Here is a 15,170-nt window from a genome sequence, read left to right as displayed (position 1 = left end):
CGGGCTGACGCCGGTCAGTTGGCGAAGGCGTCCAGGACCTGCTCGTACTCCTGGCACCACCAGGCCAGTTGGCCCGCGGAGGCGGGGTACAGCGGGTCGGCCCGGTGGTCGGCCCGCTGGTAGCGCCACTGGAGCATCCAGAAGTCGTTCAGCCGCTCCCACCAGACCCGGTGGGCGGCGGCGGCCAGGTGCTCGGCGGTGGCGGCCCCGGTGGCCCGGTAGGCCTGCGAGTAGTGGCGGACCCGCACCAGGTCGAGCGTGCCGGACGTCCGGTCGTTGAAGAGCAGGGTGGCGGCGCGGACGGCCTCCTCGGCGCGCGGCTGCGGTCCGAGCTTGTCCCAGTCCAGGACGGCCGCGACCGGGCCGCCGTCGGGGCCGTCGCCGTACAGCAGGTTCAGCCCGTGGAAGTCGCCGTGGGTCCAGCCGGTGGGCGGGGCGGTCTGCGGGTCGGGGCGGCGGTGGGCGTGTTCGGCGAGCAGTTCCAGCCGTTCGGTGAGCCTCAGTTCGATCAGCGCGTCCAGGTCGCCGTACGGGCGGTGGTCGCGGGCGCGCCGCCGCAGGTCGCGGGCGAGGTCGGCGCTGTCGAGGGGGTTGGCGGCGCGGTAGCCGGCGGGCTGATCGAGGGGGGCGCACACGTCGTCGAGCGCGCCGTGCAGTCGGCCGAGCAGCGCGCCGAGCGCGTCGCACTGCGGCGGGGAGAGGTCGGTACCGTGCCGGTGTCGGCCATCGACCCAGGGGAACAGCGCGAACAGCCGGCCGCCGTAGCCGGCCACCGTGCCGGATCGTTCGGCGCAGGCCAGCGGGGGTGCGACGGGCAGCCCGAGGGCCTGCAGCCCGGCCATCGCGCGGTGGTGGGCGACGATCTTCGGACGGCTGGCGGTGGCGGCGTCGACGTAGCACTTCAGGAAGTACCCGCCGGTCTCGGTGGTGACCCGGTACCCGCGGTTCAGCAGGCCTTCCGCGACCGGTTCGGCGGCCAGCAGCCCCCCTACCCGGTAACGGCCCAGGACCTCGGCGAGTGCGGCGCGCGGGACGGGCGGACTGAGGGTCCCTATCGGCGGCGCGGAGAGGTCGGGGCGGGCCGGGGAGCAGGAGAGGGTCTGGCTGAAAGTCACAGCCAGAGGTTAGGGCCCCCGTGCGGGGGCCCTTGACAGAGCATCAGATCTGTGCTTGCTGTTCTGATCAGTGCTGCTGGTCCGCCTGGTGCCGTGCCACGAAGGCCGCCGCCTGGGTGCGCCGCTCCATGCCCATCTTGGCGAGCAGACTGGAGACGTAGTTCTTGACCGTCTTCTCGGCCAGGTGCAACTCGTTGCCGATCTGACGATTGGTCATCCCCTCGCCGATCAGATCGAGGATCCGGCGCTCCTGCTTGGTGAGCTGCGCCAGCCGCTCGTCCTCCTTCTCGCCGCCGTCGCGCAGCCGGGCCAGCACCCGACTGGTGGCGACCGGGTCGAGCAGCGACTTGCCGGCCGCGACGTCCCGGACGGCGGTGATCAGGTCGGTGCCGCGGATCGCCTTCAGGACGTAGCCGGAGGCGCCCGCCATGATCGAGTCGAACAGTGCCTCGTCGTCCGAGAACGAGGTCAGCATCAGGCACTTGATCTCCGGCAGCCGGGACCGGACCTCCCGGCAGACCTCGACCCCGTTGCCGTCCGGCAGTCGGACGTCGAGCACCGCGACGTCCGGGTGCACCGCCGGGATCCGGGTGAGCGCCTCGGCGGCGGTGCCGGCCTCGCCGACCACCTCGATGTCGTCCTCGACCGAGAGCAGATCGTGCACGCCCCGCCGGACCACCTCGTGATCGTCGAGCAGGAATACCCTGATTTGTCCGTTATCAGTCACCTCCAAAGACTCCCATACCACCGCACGAAAGACCTATCCTCCCTATCACCACGGCAACGCGATCCGGCCGGAGCGCTCCAAAACCGATACCGAGAACCCCCTTACGTACGGGCCGCTGCCCGGATAACGTGCGCTGGTGTCCTGAAGGCGCCCGAATTGAGAGCTGCGTCACGCGGTCCGTCACCCCCACCCTTCCGACGGCGCGCTACCCGCGGCACCCTCGGGGTTGTAGGCCCTGAACAAGTAGGACGTCCTAGCGCAAGCGCGCCAAGGGCGGACGCTGGGTAACGTTCTCGTGAGGGACGCCGTCGGAACAGGATCACCACCTGCCCCGCAGTAGGTGCGCACACCCACGCGCGCCCCGCGAGGCGGTGACCGGACCGGTCACCGGCGACCCCGGGCGGCCGGACAGACCGAGGAGTGAACGTGACCGTCAAAAGCACGGCGAGGGCTCGCAAGAAGGCGGCCCCCGGCGTCCCTGACACCCTCCGCGCCACGGGGACGGACGCCCAGCCGGAGCTCGTACAGCTGCTCACCCCGGAAGGCGAGCGGGTCGAGCACCCGGACTACCCGCTCACCACCACTCCGGAGGAGCTGCGCGCCCTCTACCGCGACCTGGTGCTGGTCCGCCGGTTCGACGGCGAGGCCACCGCACTCCAGCGCCAGGGCGAGCTCGGCCTGTGGGCCTCGCTGCTCGGCCAGGAGGCCGCGCAGGTCGGCTCCGGCCGCGCCATGCGCACCGGCGACTACGCCTTCCCCACGTACCGCGAACACGGGGTCGCCTGGTGCCGCGACGTCGACCCGCTCAACCTGCTCGGCATGTTCCGCGGCGTGAACCACGGCGGCTGGGACCCGAACGAGAAGAACTTCCACCTGTACACCATCGTGATCGGTGCGCAGGCCCTGCACGCCACCGGCTACGCGATGGGCGTCAGCAAGGACGGCGCCGACGACGCGGTCATCGCCTACTTCGGCGACGGCGCCTCCAGCCAGGGCGACGTCAACGAGGCCTTCACCTTCGCCTCGGTCTACAACGCCCCCGTGGTGTTCTTCTGCCAGAACAACCAGTGGGCGATCTCCGAGCCCACCACCACCCAGACCAAGATCCCGCTGTACCGCCGCGCCTCCGGCTTCGGCTTCCCGGGCGTCCGGGTCGACGGCAACGACGTGCTGGCCTGCCTCGCGGTCACCCGCTGGGCGCTCGACCACGCCCGCAGCGGCAACGGCCCGGTGCTGATCGAGGCCTTCACCTACCGGATGGGCGCGCACACCACCTCCGACGACCCCACCCGCTACCGGGCCACCGAGGAGACCGAGGCCTGGAAGGCCAAGGACCCGATCCTGCGGCTGCGCACCCTCCTGGAGAAGGAGGGCCTGGCGGACGAGGAGTTCTTCACCGCGATCGACGCGGAGAGCGAGCGACTGGGGCTGCGGGTGCGCGAGGGCGTGCGCGGCATGCCGGACCCGGACCCGACGCTGATCTTCGACCACGTGTACAGCGAGCCGCACGCGCTGGTTGATGAGGAACGGGCCGAATACGTCGAGTACGCGGCCTCCTTCGAGGCGGGGGAGAACCACTGATGGCCGGTCAGCTCAGCATCGCGAAGGCGCTCAACGACGCGCTGCGCAAGTCGCTGGAGAACGACCCGAAGACCGTCCTGATGGGCGAGGACATCGGCAAGCTCGGCGGCGTCTTCCGGATCACCGACGGCCTGCAGAAGGACTTCGGCGAGGGCCGGGTGATCGACACCCCGCTGGCCGAGTCCGGCATCGTGGGCACCGCGATCGGCCTCGCGCTGCGCGGCTACCGCCCCGTGGTGGAGATCCAGTTCGACGGTTTCGTCTACCCGGCCTTCGACCAGATCGTCTCCCAGCTGGCGAAGATGCACGCCCGCGCGCTCGGGCACGTCAAGATGCCGGTCACCATCCGCATCCCCTACGCGGGCGGCATCGGCGCGGTCGAGCACCACAGCGAGTCGCACGAGGCGTACTTCGCGCACACCGCCGGCCTGCGCGTGGTCAGCCCGTCCAGCGCGCACGACGCGCACTGGATGCTGCGGCAGGCCATCGCCTCGGACGACCCGGTGATCTTCCTGGAGCCCAAGCGCCGGTACTGGGACAAGGGCGAGATCGGCCCCGCCGCCGACCTCGCGCTGCACGACGCCCGGATCGTGCGGCCCGGCACCGACGCCACGCTGCTCGCCTACGGCCCGATGGTCAAGGTCTGCCTGGAGGCCGCCGCGGCCGCCGAGGAGGACGGCCGCCGACTGGAGGTCGTCGACCTGCGCTCGCTCTCCCCGGTGGACTTCACCACCCTGGAGGAGTCGGTCAAGCGCACCGGGCGGGCCGTCGTGGTGCACGAGGCGCCGGTCTTCCTGGGCATGGGCGCCGAGTTGGCCGCCCGGCTCACCGAGCGGTGCTTCTACCACCTGGAGGCGCCGGTCCTGCGGGTCGGCGGCTACCACGCGCCGTACCCGCCGTCCCGGGTCGAGGAGGCGTTCCTCCCCGACCTGGACCGTGTGCTCGACGCCGTCGACCGCGCGCTCGCGTACTGATCCGGGGAGCGAAGATGACCACCGAAGTTCGCTCGCTCCGCGAGTTCAAGATGCCCGACGTGGGCGAGGGCCTGACCGAGGCCGAGATCCTCAGCTGGTACGTCAAGCCGGGTGACACCGTCACCGACGGGCAGGTCGTCTGCGAGGTGGAGACCGCCAAGGCGGCGGTGGAGCTGCCGATCCCGTTCAACGGGGTCGTCGAGCAGCTCTTCTTCCCGGCGGGCGCGACCGTCGACGTCGGCACCGCGATCATCTCGGTCGCGGTCGCCGGGGAGGCCGGGGCCGTGGCTCCTGCCGCCGCTCCGGCTGCTCCCGCCGCCGAGGCCGCCGCTCCGGCCGCTGCGTCGGCCGAGCCCGAGCCCGAGCGGCGCGAGGTGCTGGTCGGTTACGGCCCGCGCACCGGCACCGCCCAGCGCCGGGCCCGGCGTACGACCACGACCACCGTCAACGCGACGCCGGCTCCGGCCGCGCCGGCTGCTCCGGTCGCTCCGGTGCCGGCGCAGGTCGCGCCCGTGGTGGCCGAACAGCCCGTCGGGGGACGGCCGTTGGCCAAGCCGCCGGTACGCAAGCTGGCCAAGGACCTCGGCATCGACCTGCGCGCCGTCGTCGCCACCGGCCAGGACGGCGTGATCACCCGCGAGGACGTGCACGCCCACGCGTCGGCCCTGGCCGCCGCGCAGGCCGCTCCGGCGGAGCGGCCCGTCGAGGCCGCGCCGGTCGAGGCGCTGCCGGCGCCGGTCGGCACCACGGGCGACGTCCGGGTGCCGATCAAGGGAGTCCGCAAGGCGACCGCGCAGGCGATGGTGGCCTCGGCCTTCACCGCCCCGCACGTCACCGAGTTCGTCCAGGTCGACGTGACCCGCACGATGAAGTTCGTCCGTCGGCTCAAGGAGAGCGGCGAACTGGGCCGGGACGTCCGGATCAGCCCGCTGCTGCTGGTCGCCAAGGCGCTGCTCACCGCGGTCAAGCGGCATCCCGAGATCAACGCGCAGTGGGACGAGGCGGCCCAGGAGATCGTCATCAAGGGCCAGGTGAACCTCGGCATCGCCGCGGCCACCCCGCGCGGCCTGATCGTCCCCAACATCAAGGACGCCGGCGGCAAGACCCTCACGGGCCTCGCCGTCGCGCTGGGCGAGCTGATCGACACCGCCCGCCAGGGCAAGACCTCGCCGGGCGACATGCAGGGCGGGACCATCACCATCACCAACGTCGGCGTCTTCGGCGTCGACACCGGCACCCCGATCCTCAACCCCGGCGAGGCCGCGATCCTCGCCGTCGGCACGATCCGGGACATGCCGTGGGTGCACAAGGGCAAGGTGGTCCCGCGTCAGGTGACCACGCTGGCGCTCTCCTTCGACCACCGGCTGGTGGACGGGGAGTTGGGCTCCAAGGTGCTGGCCGACGTGGCCGCCCTGCTGGAGCGCCCGAAGCGCCTGATCACCTGGGGCTGACGGCCCGGAACGTCACGAAGGGGCCTTCCCCCCACACCGCCGTGTGGGGGGAAGGCCCCTTCGCTTGTGCCCGCCCGTCGACTAGCGCTGGGGACGGAGCCGACGGACGGCGATCAGGACGCCGGCGCCGAGGGCGAGCAGGGCGGCGGAGGCGGCGAGGAGGAAGGTGTTGGAGGAGCTGGAGCCGGTCTGGGCGAGCTCGGGGGTGCCGGCCGGCGCGGTGGTGGCCGGGGCGGCACTGGGGGTCGCGCTCGGCGCGGCGGGGGCCTTGGTGGGCGCGGCGGCGGGCGCCTTGGTGGCGGCCGGGGCCGAGGTCTGGTCGGCGGCGGGCTTGGCCGGGGCGGGCTTGTCCTGCTTGGCGGGGGCGGGCTTGGCCGGAGTGGTCGGCTTCGCGGTGGTGGTGGGCTTGGGGGCCGGGGCGGGGTTCTCGGCCTGGCGCACCACGCGGACGGTGCGCGCCTCGCTGGTCTCCACCGGGAAGCCCTTGGCCCGGCCGCCGACGGTGACCTGGAGCTCGGTGAGGTCCTTCGGCGCCTGTGCCGACAGGCGCACGCGGTACATGAAGTTGGCGACGCGGCCGGTCTCCAGGCGGTCGGCCTTCGCCGAGGGGGCGTCGGCCCACAGCGTCGGGTCGCAGCCGTGGCGCAGGGGCACGGTCTTCCAGCCCTGGTCGGAGGAGACCTCGACCACGAAGTCCTGGGGCCGGAGGCCGCCGCGCGGGTTGTAGATCGCGAGCAGCGGGGAGGCGTTCTGGACCGTGGCGCCGGTGAAGTTGCCGACGCTGTCGCCGATCTCGAGCTTCGGGCCGCCGGGGGTGATGGTCTGGCCGGGCGGGGTCATGTGGAAGCCGGCGCTGATGCCCGTGCGCACGTCCCCCTGGTCGCCCGCGGCGGGCCCGCTCTGGTCGGCGACGGCCGCGTTGTCCGGGCCTCCGCAGGCCCAGGCGGAGTCGGTGGCGAGGAACTGGACGCCGCCGGCGAGGACGGTGGCGGCGGCGAGGGTGGCGATGCGGCGGCGGCCGGAGAAGGCGCGGTCGTTCTTCGCGAAACGGGTGATAACGGACGTGCGCATGACGTGACTCCCCAGGGTCATGGGTCTGACGGTGTGTGGGTGAAGACGACCGGGCCCGCTCGGTGTCGAGTGGGAGCGCCCCCCGGTCTCGCCGGTCTCGCTCTCCGTGCCTTCATCCGTATAGACGCGCATCCCCGGCGGTGGTTGCAGGTGGGTTCAAAAGTTTTCTCGGGAGCCTTGGACGCGGCGTTCGGGATACTTCCGGAATGACTGAGGAGCTGACAGTCCGACCGGAGACGGGGTCGGACGGGGGCGGGGAGCGTCGGTCGCTGCGGCGGGACGTGTCGGGGCCGGCGCTGCTGGCGGGGCTGGTCTGCATCGCGGTGTCGTTCTCGGGGCCGCTGGTGGTGGTGCTCGCGGCGGCGGCCGCCGGGCGGCTGGACGCGGCGCACACGGCGTCCTGGATCTGGGCGGTGTCCATCGGCAGCGGGCTGAGCGGCTTCGCGTTGAGCTGGTGGACCAGGACCCCGGTGATCACCGCCTGGTCCACCCCCGGGGCCGCGCTGCTGGTGACCAGCCTGGGCGCGTACCCGTACCGGGAGGCGGTCGGGGCGTTCCTGGTGAGCGCCGTGGTGGTGACGCTGTTCGGGGTGACCGGCTGGTTCGGCCGGCTGATCGCGGCGGTGCCGGCCGGGATCGTCAACGCGATGCTGGCGGGCATCCTGTTCTCCTTCGGCGCCGGGATCTTCGGCGCCGTGCACAGCGCGCCGGTGCTGGTGGTGGGCAGCTTCGCGGCGTTCCTGCTGGCCAAGCGGCTGGCACCGCGGTACGCCGTGCCGGTGGCGCTGCTGGCGGGCGGGGTGCTGGCGGCGCTGACCGTCGGACTGCCGCTGCACCTGGGATCGAGCGGGCCGACCCGGCCCGTGTTCACCGTGCCGGCGTTCTCCTGGGCGGCCATGGTGGGGCTGGCGCTGCCGCTCACGATCGTGGTGCTGGCCTCGCAGAACGCGCCGGGCCTCGGGGTGATGCGGGCCTTCGGCTACCGGACGGACGACCGGCTGCTGATCGGGTCGACCGGCGTGATGTCGCTGCTGCTGGCGCCGTTCGGCTCGCCGGGGGTGAACCTGGCGGCGATCACGGCGGCGATCTGCTCCGGCCCGGAGAGCCACCCCGACCCGCGCCGCCGCTACGTCGCGGGGATGTCCTCGGGCGCGCTGTACGTGCTGGTGGGCAGCTTCGGCGGGGTGCTGGTGAGCCTGTTCACCGGCCTGCCGAAGGAGCTGATCGCGGTGATCGCCGGGGTCGCCCTGCTGGCCTCGCTGCAGGGCAGCCTGGCGGCGGCGGTGGCGGACGAGAAGGGGCGGGACGCGGCGGTGGTGACCTTCCTGGCGAGCGCCTCGGGGATGAGCCTGTTCGGGATCGGCTCGGCCTTCTGGGGCCTGCTGTTCGGGCTCGGCACCCATCTGGTGCTGAACCTCCGCAAGCGCTGACGGGGCAAGGGCGTTCCCCGGTCGCGGTTCGGGCGGTTGCTCTGATGCTTGTTCCAGTCATTGGAATGACTGGTGTGGGGTGAGTCATTCGGCCAGGTCGGTGACTTTTTCGGGGAGTGGTAGGGACGACACACCCGTACGGGTACGTCTCCGCTCCACCACCCGGGCGACGCCGGGTGACCGGAGCCCCGAGGACGCACCCGTATGCCGCCTGGCAACCCTGGCCGTCTCGTCCGGAGTCTGGCCGCGCTCGTGCTGGTGTCCACCGCCGTACTCCCCTCCGCCCTGGAGCTGGTCGGCCCCTCGCCGTTCGGCGCGATCGGGCCGGGCGCCCCCGCGGACCGGGCGGTGCCGCCGCACGCAGTCCAGCGCGCCGACCACCGGCCGGCCGCGGCCGCCCCGACCGTCGACATACGGCGCACCGGTGACCCGGCCAACCGGATCACCCTGGTCCTGCTCGGCGACGGCTACACGGGTGCCGAACAGGACCTGTTCCGGCAGCAGGCGGACCGGGCCTGGCGCGCGCTGATGGACATCGAGCCGTTCCGCACCTACCAGGGGTACTTCAACATACGGCGGGTCGAGGTGGTCTCCCCGGTCTCCGGGATAGCCGAGACCGAGAGCCGGGGCCGCAATCCCGCCACCCCGCTCGGCATGCACTTCTGGTGTGAGGGCACCGCCCGGCTGCTCTGCGCCGACGAGGCCGCCACCGCCCGGTACGCGGGGGACGGCTCCGGGCCGCAGTACCTGATCGCGCTGGCCAACTCCAGCGAGTACGGCGGCGCCGGCGGAACCGGGGTGACCACCCTGGCCGGCGGCAGCCCGGACGCCGGGCGGATCATCCAGCACGAGATCGGGCACACCGTGGGGGACCTCGGCGACGAGTACGACAGCGCCCCGGACGACGCCGAGTACCCGAACCTCTCCACCCTCGGCGCCGACGACATGCGCAAGAAGCAGACCAAGTGGTGGCGCTGGCTGGGCGTGGAGTCCCCGGACGGCGCCGGGACGGTCGGCGCCTACCGCAGCGCCAACGGCCTCTACCGGCCCACCCCCGACTCGGTGATGCGCACCCTGGGCAGCGCGTACAACCTGCCGTCGCGCGAGGCGATCATCGAGGAGCTGTACCGCAGGGTCCGGCCGACCGACGCCCCGACGCCGCCGCCCGGCGAGGTGGCCGGGCGCCCCCGGTTGCAGGTCCGGCCGCTGCCGCTGGCCGGCTCGCGCCAGTTGCAGGTGCAGTGGACGGTGGACGGCGTTCCGGTGGTGCCGCAGGCCGGCGGCGGTGCGCTGGACACCGCCCAGCTGAACCTGGCCCCGGGGCGGACGGCCACCGTGACCGCGACCGTCCGGGACACCACCGACTGGGTACGGGACGAGGCCTTCCGGGACCGCTACATGACCCGGTCGGTGTCCTGGACGGTGACCGGCTGAGGCCGGGTTCGTGCCCGATCGACCGCACCCCGTGCCAGGCCTCCCATCATGGGATGACTAATCTGGTCGCACTATGACCGTGGAGCCCGCCCGTTCAGCCGCGCCCCTGTCCGTCTCCACTCCCCGAACCGCGGCCGAGCCCCCGGCCGTCCCCGCCCCCTCCCCGCCCGGCGGGCGCGCGGCCTGGCTGGCCTGGTCCATCGGCGTCAGCGTCTACATCCTCGCGGTGATCCACCGCACCAGCCTCGGCGTGGCCGGACTGGACGCCGCCGACCGCTTCGGCATCGGCGCCTCCGCGCTCTCCACCTTCTCGATCCTCCAGGTGCTGGTCTACGCGGCCATGCAGATACCGGTCGGCCTGCTGGTCGACCGGTTCGGGCCGCGCCGGGTGCTGCTGTTCGGCATCGTCCTGCTGAGTGCCGGCCAGCTGGCCTTCGCCTTCAGTTCCTCCTTCGCCCCCGCGCTGGCCTCCCGGGCGGTGCTCGGCTGCGGCGACGCGATGACCTTCATCAGCGTGCTGCGGATCGCTGCCCGGTGGTTCCCGGCCGCCCGGAACCCGTTCGTGGCCCAGCTGACCGGCCTGGCCGGGATGGGCGGCAACCTGGTCACCACCGTGGTGCTCGCCCAGGCCCTGCACCACGAGGGCTGGACGCCCACCTTCACCGCGATCGCGCTGCTCGGCGTCGCGGTCTTCGCGCTGGTCGCGCTCTTCCTGAAGGAGGCCCCGGCGGCGCCGGCCGCCCGGCCGCCGGAGCAGCCGTCCGCGGCGCGGCCGAAGGTCGGGCGGCAGGTCCGCGCCTGCTGGCGCGAGCCGGGTACCCGGCTCGGCCTCTGGGTGCACTTCACCACCCAGTTCCCCGGCAACGCCTTCGGCCTGCTCTGGGGCCTGCCCTACCTGGTGGAGGCGCAGGGCATGTCCCGCGCCGAGGCCGGCGGGCTGCTGACCCTGCTGGTGCTCAGCAACATGGCCTTCGGCTTCCTGTTCGGCCGGGTGCTCTCGGTCTCGGCGCGGGCCCGGATGCCGATCGTGCTCACCGTCATCACGGCCACCGGGCTCGGCTGGGCGCTGGTGCTGGCCTGGCCCGGTGGGCACCCGCCGAGCTGGCTGCTGGCCGGGATCATCGTGGTGATGGGCAGCAACGGCCCGGCCTCACTGGTCGGCCTGGACTACGCCCGGGCGCGCAATCCGGTGGAGCGCCTCGGCACCGCCTCCGGGATCGTCAACATGGGCGGCTTCATCGGGACGATGATCACGCTGTTCGGCATCGGCGTGCTGCTGGACGGGCTCTCGCCGGCCGGCGCCGGGGAGTACTCGGCCGACGCCTTCCGCTGGGCGTTCTGCTGGCAGTACGCCCCGCTGGTGGTCGGCACGGTGATGATCCTGCGGCTCCGGCGGAAGGTTGCGGCGGCGGCGTAGGGTTTCCGACCGGTGGAAACGTGATCAACCTGCCCGAAAGCGAGGTTGACCGAGCGCGAGTCGACGACCCGCGGGCGGGCCGCGTCGACGACGTGGCGCACCCGGCTCGGGTTCAACCCTCCGGGCACCGCGCACACGTCCGCCGTGACGGACCACGGCTCCCCGGCGATCATTCGGAGGGGTCGGATGCGGCGGGGGTCAGACGGTGACGGTGAAGGCGGCCAGGACCCGGTCGGCCAGTTCCTTGTCGCCCTCGACGGTCACCGGTCCGGGGCGACCGCGGCCGCAGGCGAGCCGGAGGTAGGTCTCCCAGTCCATGGTGAGCTGGACGTCCGGGGCCAGGCTGATCGACTCGTCGACGGTGCCACGGCCGGCCGCGTCGACCCGGACGGTGCGCAGGAACTCCACCGGGCCGGTGACGTCCAGCACCAGGGCCGTTCCGGCCGGGGCGCCGGCCTGGTGGGCGACGGCCTTGGGCAGCAGTCCCAGCAGCACGTCCCGGGTGATCAGGGCGGCCGGGGCGTCCAGGTTGCCGGGGGTGTCCAGGGCCCGGCGCAGGTCCTGCTCGTGTACCCAGACGTCGAAGGCTCGCAGGCGCAGCAGCTCGTGGTACGGCACGTCGCGGCTGTGCGGGCCGGCCGGCCAGCGCACCGGCTCCTCGGGCGTCTGCTTGGCGTTCCGCAGTGCCCGGGAGCGGCGGATGATCGTGTACTCCAGCTCGCTGGTCATCTCCAGCGCGGTGTGGCAGCGGCGCTTGTCGACCGGCAGCTCGATGTAGCGGGCGAACTCGGTGGTCACGTGGCGAAGGTCACGCGGCAGCGAGTGGATCGGGCGGGGGTCGCCGAGCAGCTCGGACTCGACCGCGATGACGTGCGAGACGACGTCCCGGACCGACCAGCCGGAGCATTCGGTGGCCCGGTTCCAGGAGCCCTCGGGGAGGGGGGCGACCAGCTCCGATATGGACTCGATGCTCTGGGTCCACGCCTCCGTGTAAGCCTGCACGGTCTGGTTGTCCGTCACGGGAATTTCCGGCCTTCCGTCAGCTTCCTTGCCCTCTGCGCCCGGCCTCCCCGGTCGGCCGGGTTGGTCCGGCTTCCGGGCGCACACGCTAACCGCACGTTACGCTGCCGGGAGACAGCTGGGCAGCGCTTTCGGGTGACGATCGTAGGTCTCTTGCCGTGGACGGTGGTACTGTGCGCGCTTCATTGATCCAACTCGCGGTCTCCGACGCCGAGCCGCCCGCGGAGCGGCGGGCCCGGGCCGCCGCCCTGGTCCGGGCGCAGCAGGGTGCGGACCTGGTGGTCCTGCCGGAGCTGTGGCCGCTCGGCGGCTTCGCGTACGACCTGTGGTCGGACGGCGCCGAGACGCTGGACGGGCCCACCTCGGACGCGATGGCGGCCGCCGCCCGGGCGGCCGGGGTCTGGCTGCACGCCGGTTCGATCGTCGAACGCGATCCGGACGGGCCGATCTACAACACCTCGCTGCTGTTCGCGCCGGACGGCGAGCTGGTGCACACCTACCGCAAGATCCACCGCTTCGGTTTCGACAGCGGCGAGGCGGTGGTGATGGGTGCCGGGCAGGAGATCGTCACCGCGCCCACCGAGTTCGCCACCCTGGGCCTGGCCACCTGCTACGACCTGCGCTTCCCGGAGCTGTTCCGGGCGCTGCTGGACGCCGGCGCGCAGCTGCTGGTGGTCCCGGCGGCCTGGCCGGCCCGGCGGCGCGAGCACTGGACGCTGCTGGCCCGGGCGCGCGCGGTGGAGGAGCAGGCGTTCGTGCTGGCCTGCAACACCGCGGGGACGCACGCCGGGGTCGAGCAGGCCGGGCACAGCATCGTGGTGGACCCGTGGGGCCGGGTGCTGGCCGAGGCCGGTACGGAGGAGCAGGTGCTGACCGTCGAGTTCGACCCGGCCGAGGTGGCCAAGGCCCGCGAGGAGTTCCCGGTGCTGCGGGACCGCCTGCTGGGGATCCCGGCGCCGGTCCAGCGCTGACCCCGGGCGGGGCCGGCCGGGGGGTTGGTTTGTACCTTCTCGGGGCGGGTTTGAGAAGATGAGCACTCGTCGTGTTCCCCGCCGCTCGATGGCCGGTCCACCGAGGGTCGGCCTGGTCGGCCCGCCCGAGGAGGCCGCGCGCATGTCCGGCAACGGCGCAGGCGACACCCGCCCCGTCATCCAGCGCAACAGCCTGCGCGAGCAGATCGCCGGCGCACTGCGCGAGGAGATGATGGCCGGCCGGTTGGCGGCCGGTCGCAACTTCACCGTCAAGGAGATCGCCGAGCTGTACGGCGTCTCGGCGACCCCGGCCCGCGAGGCGCTGGTGGACCTCGGCTCGCAGGGGCTGTTGCGGGCCGAGCACCACCGCGGATTCACCGTGCCCGCGCTGGGCTGGGACGACTTCCTGGAGATCTTCGAGTCCCGGGTCCTGGTCACCGACAGCTACTACCGCCAGTTCTCCGCCCGCCGGGCGCTGCCGGACCTCACCCGGCTGCCCTCGCTGCGCCGCCGGGCCGACGCGGCGGTCCGGGCGGCCCGGGCCGGGAACCTGGACGTGATGGTGGGCTGCGACCGCCGGTTCTGGCAGGAGGTCGCCGCGCTGATCGGCAACCGCCGGATCGGCGACTACCTGGACTGGCTGCGGGTGCAGTCGTGGATGTTCGCCGCCCCCTACCTGCGGGAGATGCCCGTCCTGGCCGGGGTCTGCTGGGACCGCCACCTCGACCTGGTCGACGCCATCGGAGCGGGTGACCTGGCCGGCGCGCACCGGATCATCTGCGAGTACAACCTGTACACCGCCCGGCTGTTGGCCGGGCTGGCCGGACGGCCGCTGGAGTCGGTGACGGTGCTGGCGCTGCTCACCGAACTCGTGGACGACGAGCCCGCGCCACCGGCCCCGCCCGGCTCCGCCCAGCCTGTCGCTGCCCCGCCCGTCTCCGCCCAGCCCACGGCGGCCCAGGCGGCTGCCACAGCGGCCGCCGGTCGGGTCGGGTCGGGTCGGCGCCGACCGGGCGAGGAGGTCGGCCGGGAGCTCGGCCGCGAACTCGGACTGGGCCTCGGCCTGGTGCCGCAGCCGCGTGCGGTGCCGTACAGCCGGTTCGGCCGGCGGCTGCCCGAGCCGCCCCCGGACGCCCCGCAGGGACGGCCCGACCCGCACCCGGCCCCGGGCCGGTAGGGTGGGCGGTCGTCGAACCGGGCGCTCCGCACAACGGCCGTCCGGGTACCGACCCCGCCCCCGTCGTCGTCCCGCCCTGCGGGCGACCCCGCCACCCGGAGAGGAACTGCCGGCCATGGCCTGCGACCTCTGGCTCGTCCCGCTCGTGGACGTGCTGAGCCACAGCCCCGACAACCCCTTCCGGGACGATCTCGCCCTCTACAACGCCGTGTTGGCATCGCGCGGGCTGCCCGAGGTGCCGGTCTACCAGTTCGTGCCGGGGATCAGCGGTGCGGTCGAGCCGATAGCCGCCTTCGACTACGACTCGCTGCACTTCCTGCGCCGCGCCTACCTGCTGGGCCTCACCGGGCTGGACATCACGCCGGTGGACTCGCTCGGCGGCGACTACGAGCAGCTGCTGGAGATGTTCGAGAGCAGCGCCGAACAGTCGCACCTGGTCTGGCACTTCGACCACGCGGGCGCCTACGTGCCGATCGAGTTCCCGGCGCCGCTGGTGGACGACGCGCTGCTCGCCTCCGGTGGTCCGCTCGGCTCCAGTCACGGGCTGCTGCGCGAACTGCAGGCCGTCGCCCCGGTGCTGGGCATCGACCCGCTCAACCCGCCGGACCCGACCCGGCCGCTCGGCCCGACCGGCCTGGAGCAGCCGTTCGGGCCGCCGCTGGACGACCTGCACCCCTTCGCCCGCGAGCGGCACGCCTGGGCCGGCCTGTACGCGGCGGCGACCCGCAGCCTCACCCAGGGCTCGATGGTCGTCTTCGCCTGAAGCCTCAGCAGGCCGCTGCCCCTTCGCGGCAGCGGCCCC

13 protein-coding genes are annotated in these 15,170 nt (G+C 73.1%); 9 read left to right on the top strand and 4 right to left on the bottom strand.

What is annotated here, in order from left to right; genetic code table 11:
• Positions 1–14: 14 nt before the first annotated feature.
• Together ACIOJE_RS11870 and ACIOJE_RS11865 are read right to left on the bottom strand one after the other, a co-directional pair.
• Complete coding sequence (locus ACIOJE_RS11870) at positions 15–1,115, bottom strand: phosphotransferase enzyme family protein (RefSeq protein WP_400775406.1); 1,101 nt, start codon at positions 1,113–1,115, stop codon at positions 15–17.
• 67 nt (positions 1,116–1,182) lie between these two features.
• Entirely contained in the window at positions 1,183–1,842 is a 660-nt protein-coding gene (locus ACIOJE_RS11865; RefSeq protein ID WP_280673821.1) for a response regulator transcription factor, read from the bottom strand.
• A 426-nt stretch (positions 1,843–2,268) separates the two neighbouring features.
• On the opposite strand from ACIOJE_RS11865, the gene pdhA reads away from it, so the two are divergent.
• From pdhA to ACIOJE_RS11850, 3 genes are read left to right on the top strand one after another with little or no spacing between them, the layout of a single operon-like run.
• A complete protein-coding gene (gene pdhA / locus ACIOJE_RS11860; RefSeq protein ID WP_400775404.1) occupies positions 2,269–3,423 on the top strand; it encodes a pyruvate dehydrogenase (acetyl-transferring) E1 component subunit alpha in 1,155 nt (384 codons plus the stop codon).
• Positions 3,423–4,397 carry an alpha-ketoacid dehydrogenase subunit beta gene (locus ACIOJE_RS11855; protein WP_400775403.1) on the top strand — a complete coding sequence of 325 codons (975 nt, stop codon included), beginning with the start codon at positions 3,423–3,425 and terminating at the stop codon, positions 4,395–4,397. Before pdhA ends, ACIOJE_RS11855 begins: the two co-directional genes overlap by 1 nt.
• A 14-nt stretch (positions 4,398–4,411) precedes the next feature.
• On the top strand, positions 4,412–5,848 hold the full coding sequence (locus tag ACIOJE_RS11850; protein ID WP_400775400.1) for a dihydrolipoamide acetyltransferase family protein: 1,437 nt from the start codon (positions 4,412–4,414) through the stop codon (positions 5,846–5,848).
• Between the two features lie 81 nt (positions 5,849–5,929).
• On the opposite strand, the gene ACIOJE_RS11845 is transcribed toward ACIOJE_RS11850, so the two are convergent.
• The gene (locus ACIOJE_RS11845; RefSeq protein ID WP_280673815.1) at positions 5,930–6,919 is read right to left on the bottom strand and encodes an LPXTG cell wall anchor domain-containing protein; all 990 of its coding nucleotides are present in this window, start codon (positions 6,917–6,919) and stop codon (positions 5,930–5,932) included.
• Between the two features lie 206 nt (positions 6,920–7,125).
• On the opposite strand from ACIOJE_RS11845, the gene ACIOJE_RS11840 reads away from it, so the two are divergent.
• The 3 genes from ACIOJE_RS11840 (at position 7,126) to ACIOJE_RS11830 (ending at position 11,200) form a co-directional block, all read left to right on the top strand.
• Positions 7,126–8,349, top strand: a complete 1,224-nt coding sequence (locus ACIOJE_RS11840; protein ID WP_280673813.1) for a benzoate/H(+) symporter BenE family transporter — start codon at positions 7,126–7,128, stop codon at positions 8,347–8,349.
• A 204-nt stretch (positions 8,350–8,553) separates the two neighbouring features.
• Entirely contained in the window at positions 8,554–9,783 is a 1,230-nt protein-coding gene (locus tag ACIOJE_RS11835) for a M64 family metallopeptidase (protein ID WP_280673811.1), read from the top strand.
• A gap of 73 nt (positions 9,784–9,856) precedes the next feature.
• A complete protein-coding gene (locus ACIOJE_RS11830) occupies positions 9,857–11,200 on the top strand; it encodes a nitrate/nitrite transporter (RefSeq protein ID WP_280673809.1) in 1,344 nt (447 codons plus the stop codon).
• Between the two features lie 198 nt (positions 11,201–11,398).
• Here ACIOJE_RS11830 and ACIOJE_RS11825 read toward each other — a convergent pair whose 3' ends face one another.
• The gene (locus ACIOJE_RS11825; protein ID WP_280673807.1) at positions 11,399–12,220 is read right to left on the bottom strand and encodes a maleylpyruvate isomerase family mycothiol-dependent enzyme; all 822 of its coding nucleotides are present in this window, start codon (positions 12,218–12,220) and stop codon (positions 11,399–11,401) included.
• Positions 12,221–12,393: 173 nt separating this feature from the next.
• Between ACIOJE_RS11825 and ACIOJE_RS11820 the strand changes: the two genes are divergently transcribed.
• The 3 genes from ACIOJE_RS11820 (at position 12,394) to ACIOJE_RS11810 (ending at position 15,131) form a co-directional block, all read left to right on the top strand.
• Positions 12,394–13,191 (top strand): carbon-nitrogen family hydrolase, encoded by a 798-nt coding sequence (locus ACIOJE_RS11820; protein ID WP_280673805.1) that lies wholly within the window; start codon positions 12,394–12,396, stop codon positions 13,189–13,191.
• A gap of 58 nt (positions 13,192–13,249) precedes the next feature.
• The gene (locus tag ACIOJE_RS11815) at positions 13,250–14,368 is read left to right on the top strand and encodes a GntR family transcriptional regulator (protein ID WP_400775394.1); all 1,119 of its coding nucleotides are present in this window, start codon (positions 13,250–13,252) and stop codon (positions 14,366–14,368) included.
• Positions 14,369–14,483: 115 nt separating this feature from the next.
• Entirely contained in the window at positions 14,484–15,131 is a 648-nt protein-coding gene (locus ACIOJE_RS11810; protein WP_280673803.1) for a hypothetical protein, read from the top strand.
• Positions 15,132–15,170 lie beyond the last annotated feature (39 nt).

It is taken from the genome of Kitasatospora sp. NPDC087861, assembly GCF_044742585.1.
Taxonomy (GTDB): domain Bacteria; phylum Actinomycetota; class Actinomycetes; order Streptomycetales; family Streptomycetaceae; genus Kitasatospora.
Note: the sequence above shows the minus strand (reverse complement) of the source record. Positions and strands in the feature narration are given on the sequence as shown.

Bases quoted from the DNA above. Each gene is read 5' to 3' on its own strand.
- ACIOJE_RS11840 (WP_280673813.1), top strand. From the start codon at position 7,126: ATGACTGAGGAGCTGACAGTCCGACCGGAGACGGGGTCGGACGGGGGC.
- ACIOJE_RS11810 (WP_280673803.1), top strand. From the start codon at position 14,484: ATGGCCTGCGACCTCTGGCTCGTCCCGCTCGTGGACGTGCTGAGCCAC.
- ACIOJE_RS11830 (WP_280673809.1), top strand. From the start codon at position 9,857: ATGACCGTGGAGCCCGCCCGTTCAGCCGCGCCCCTGTCCGTCTCCACT.
- ACIOJE_RS11855 (WP_400775403.1), top strand. From the start codon at position 3,423: ATGGCCGGTCAGCTCAGCATCGCGAAGGCGCTCAACGACGCGCTGCGC.
- ACIOJE_RS11835 (WP_280673811.1), top strand. From the start codon at position 8,554: ATGCCGCCTGGCAACCCTGGCCGTCTCGTCCGGAGTCTGGCCGCGCTC.
- ACIOJE_RS11815 (WP_400775394.1), top strand. From the start codon at position 13,250: ATGAGCACTCGTCGTGTTCCCCGCCGCTCGATGGCCGGTCCACCGAGG.
- ACIOJE_RS11850 (WP_400775400.1), top strand. From the start codon at position 4,412: ATGACCACCGAAGTTCGCTCGCTCCGCGAGTTCAAGATGCCCGACGTG.
- ACIOJE_RS11845 (WP_280673815.1), bottom strand. From the start codon at position 6,919: ATGCGCACGTCCGTTATCACCCGTTTCGCGAAGAACGACCGCGCCTTC.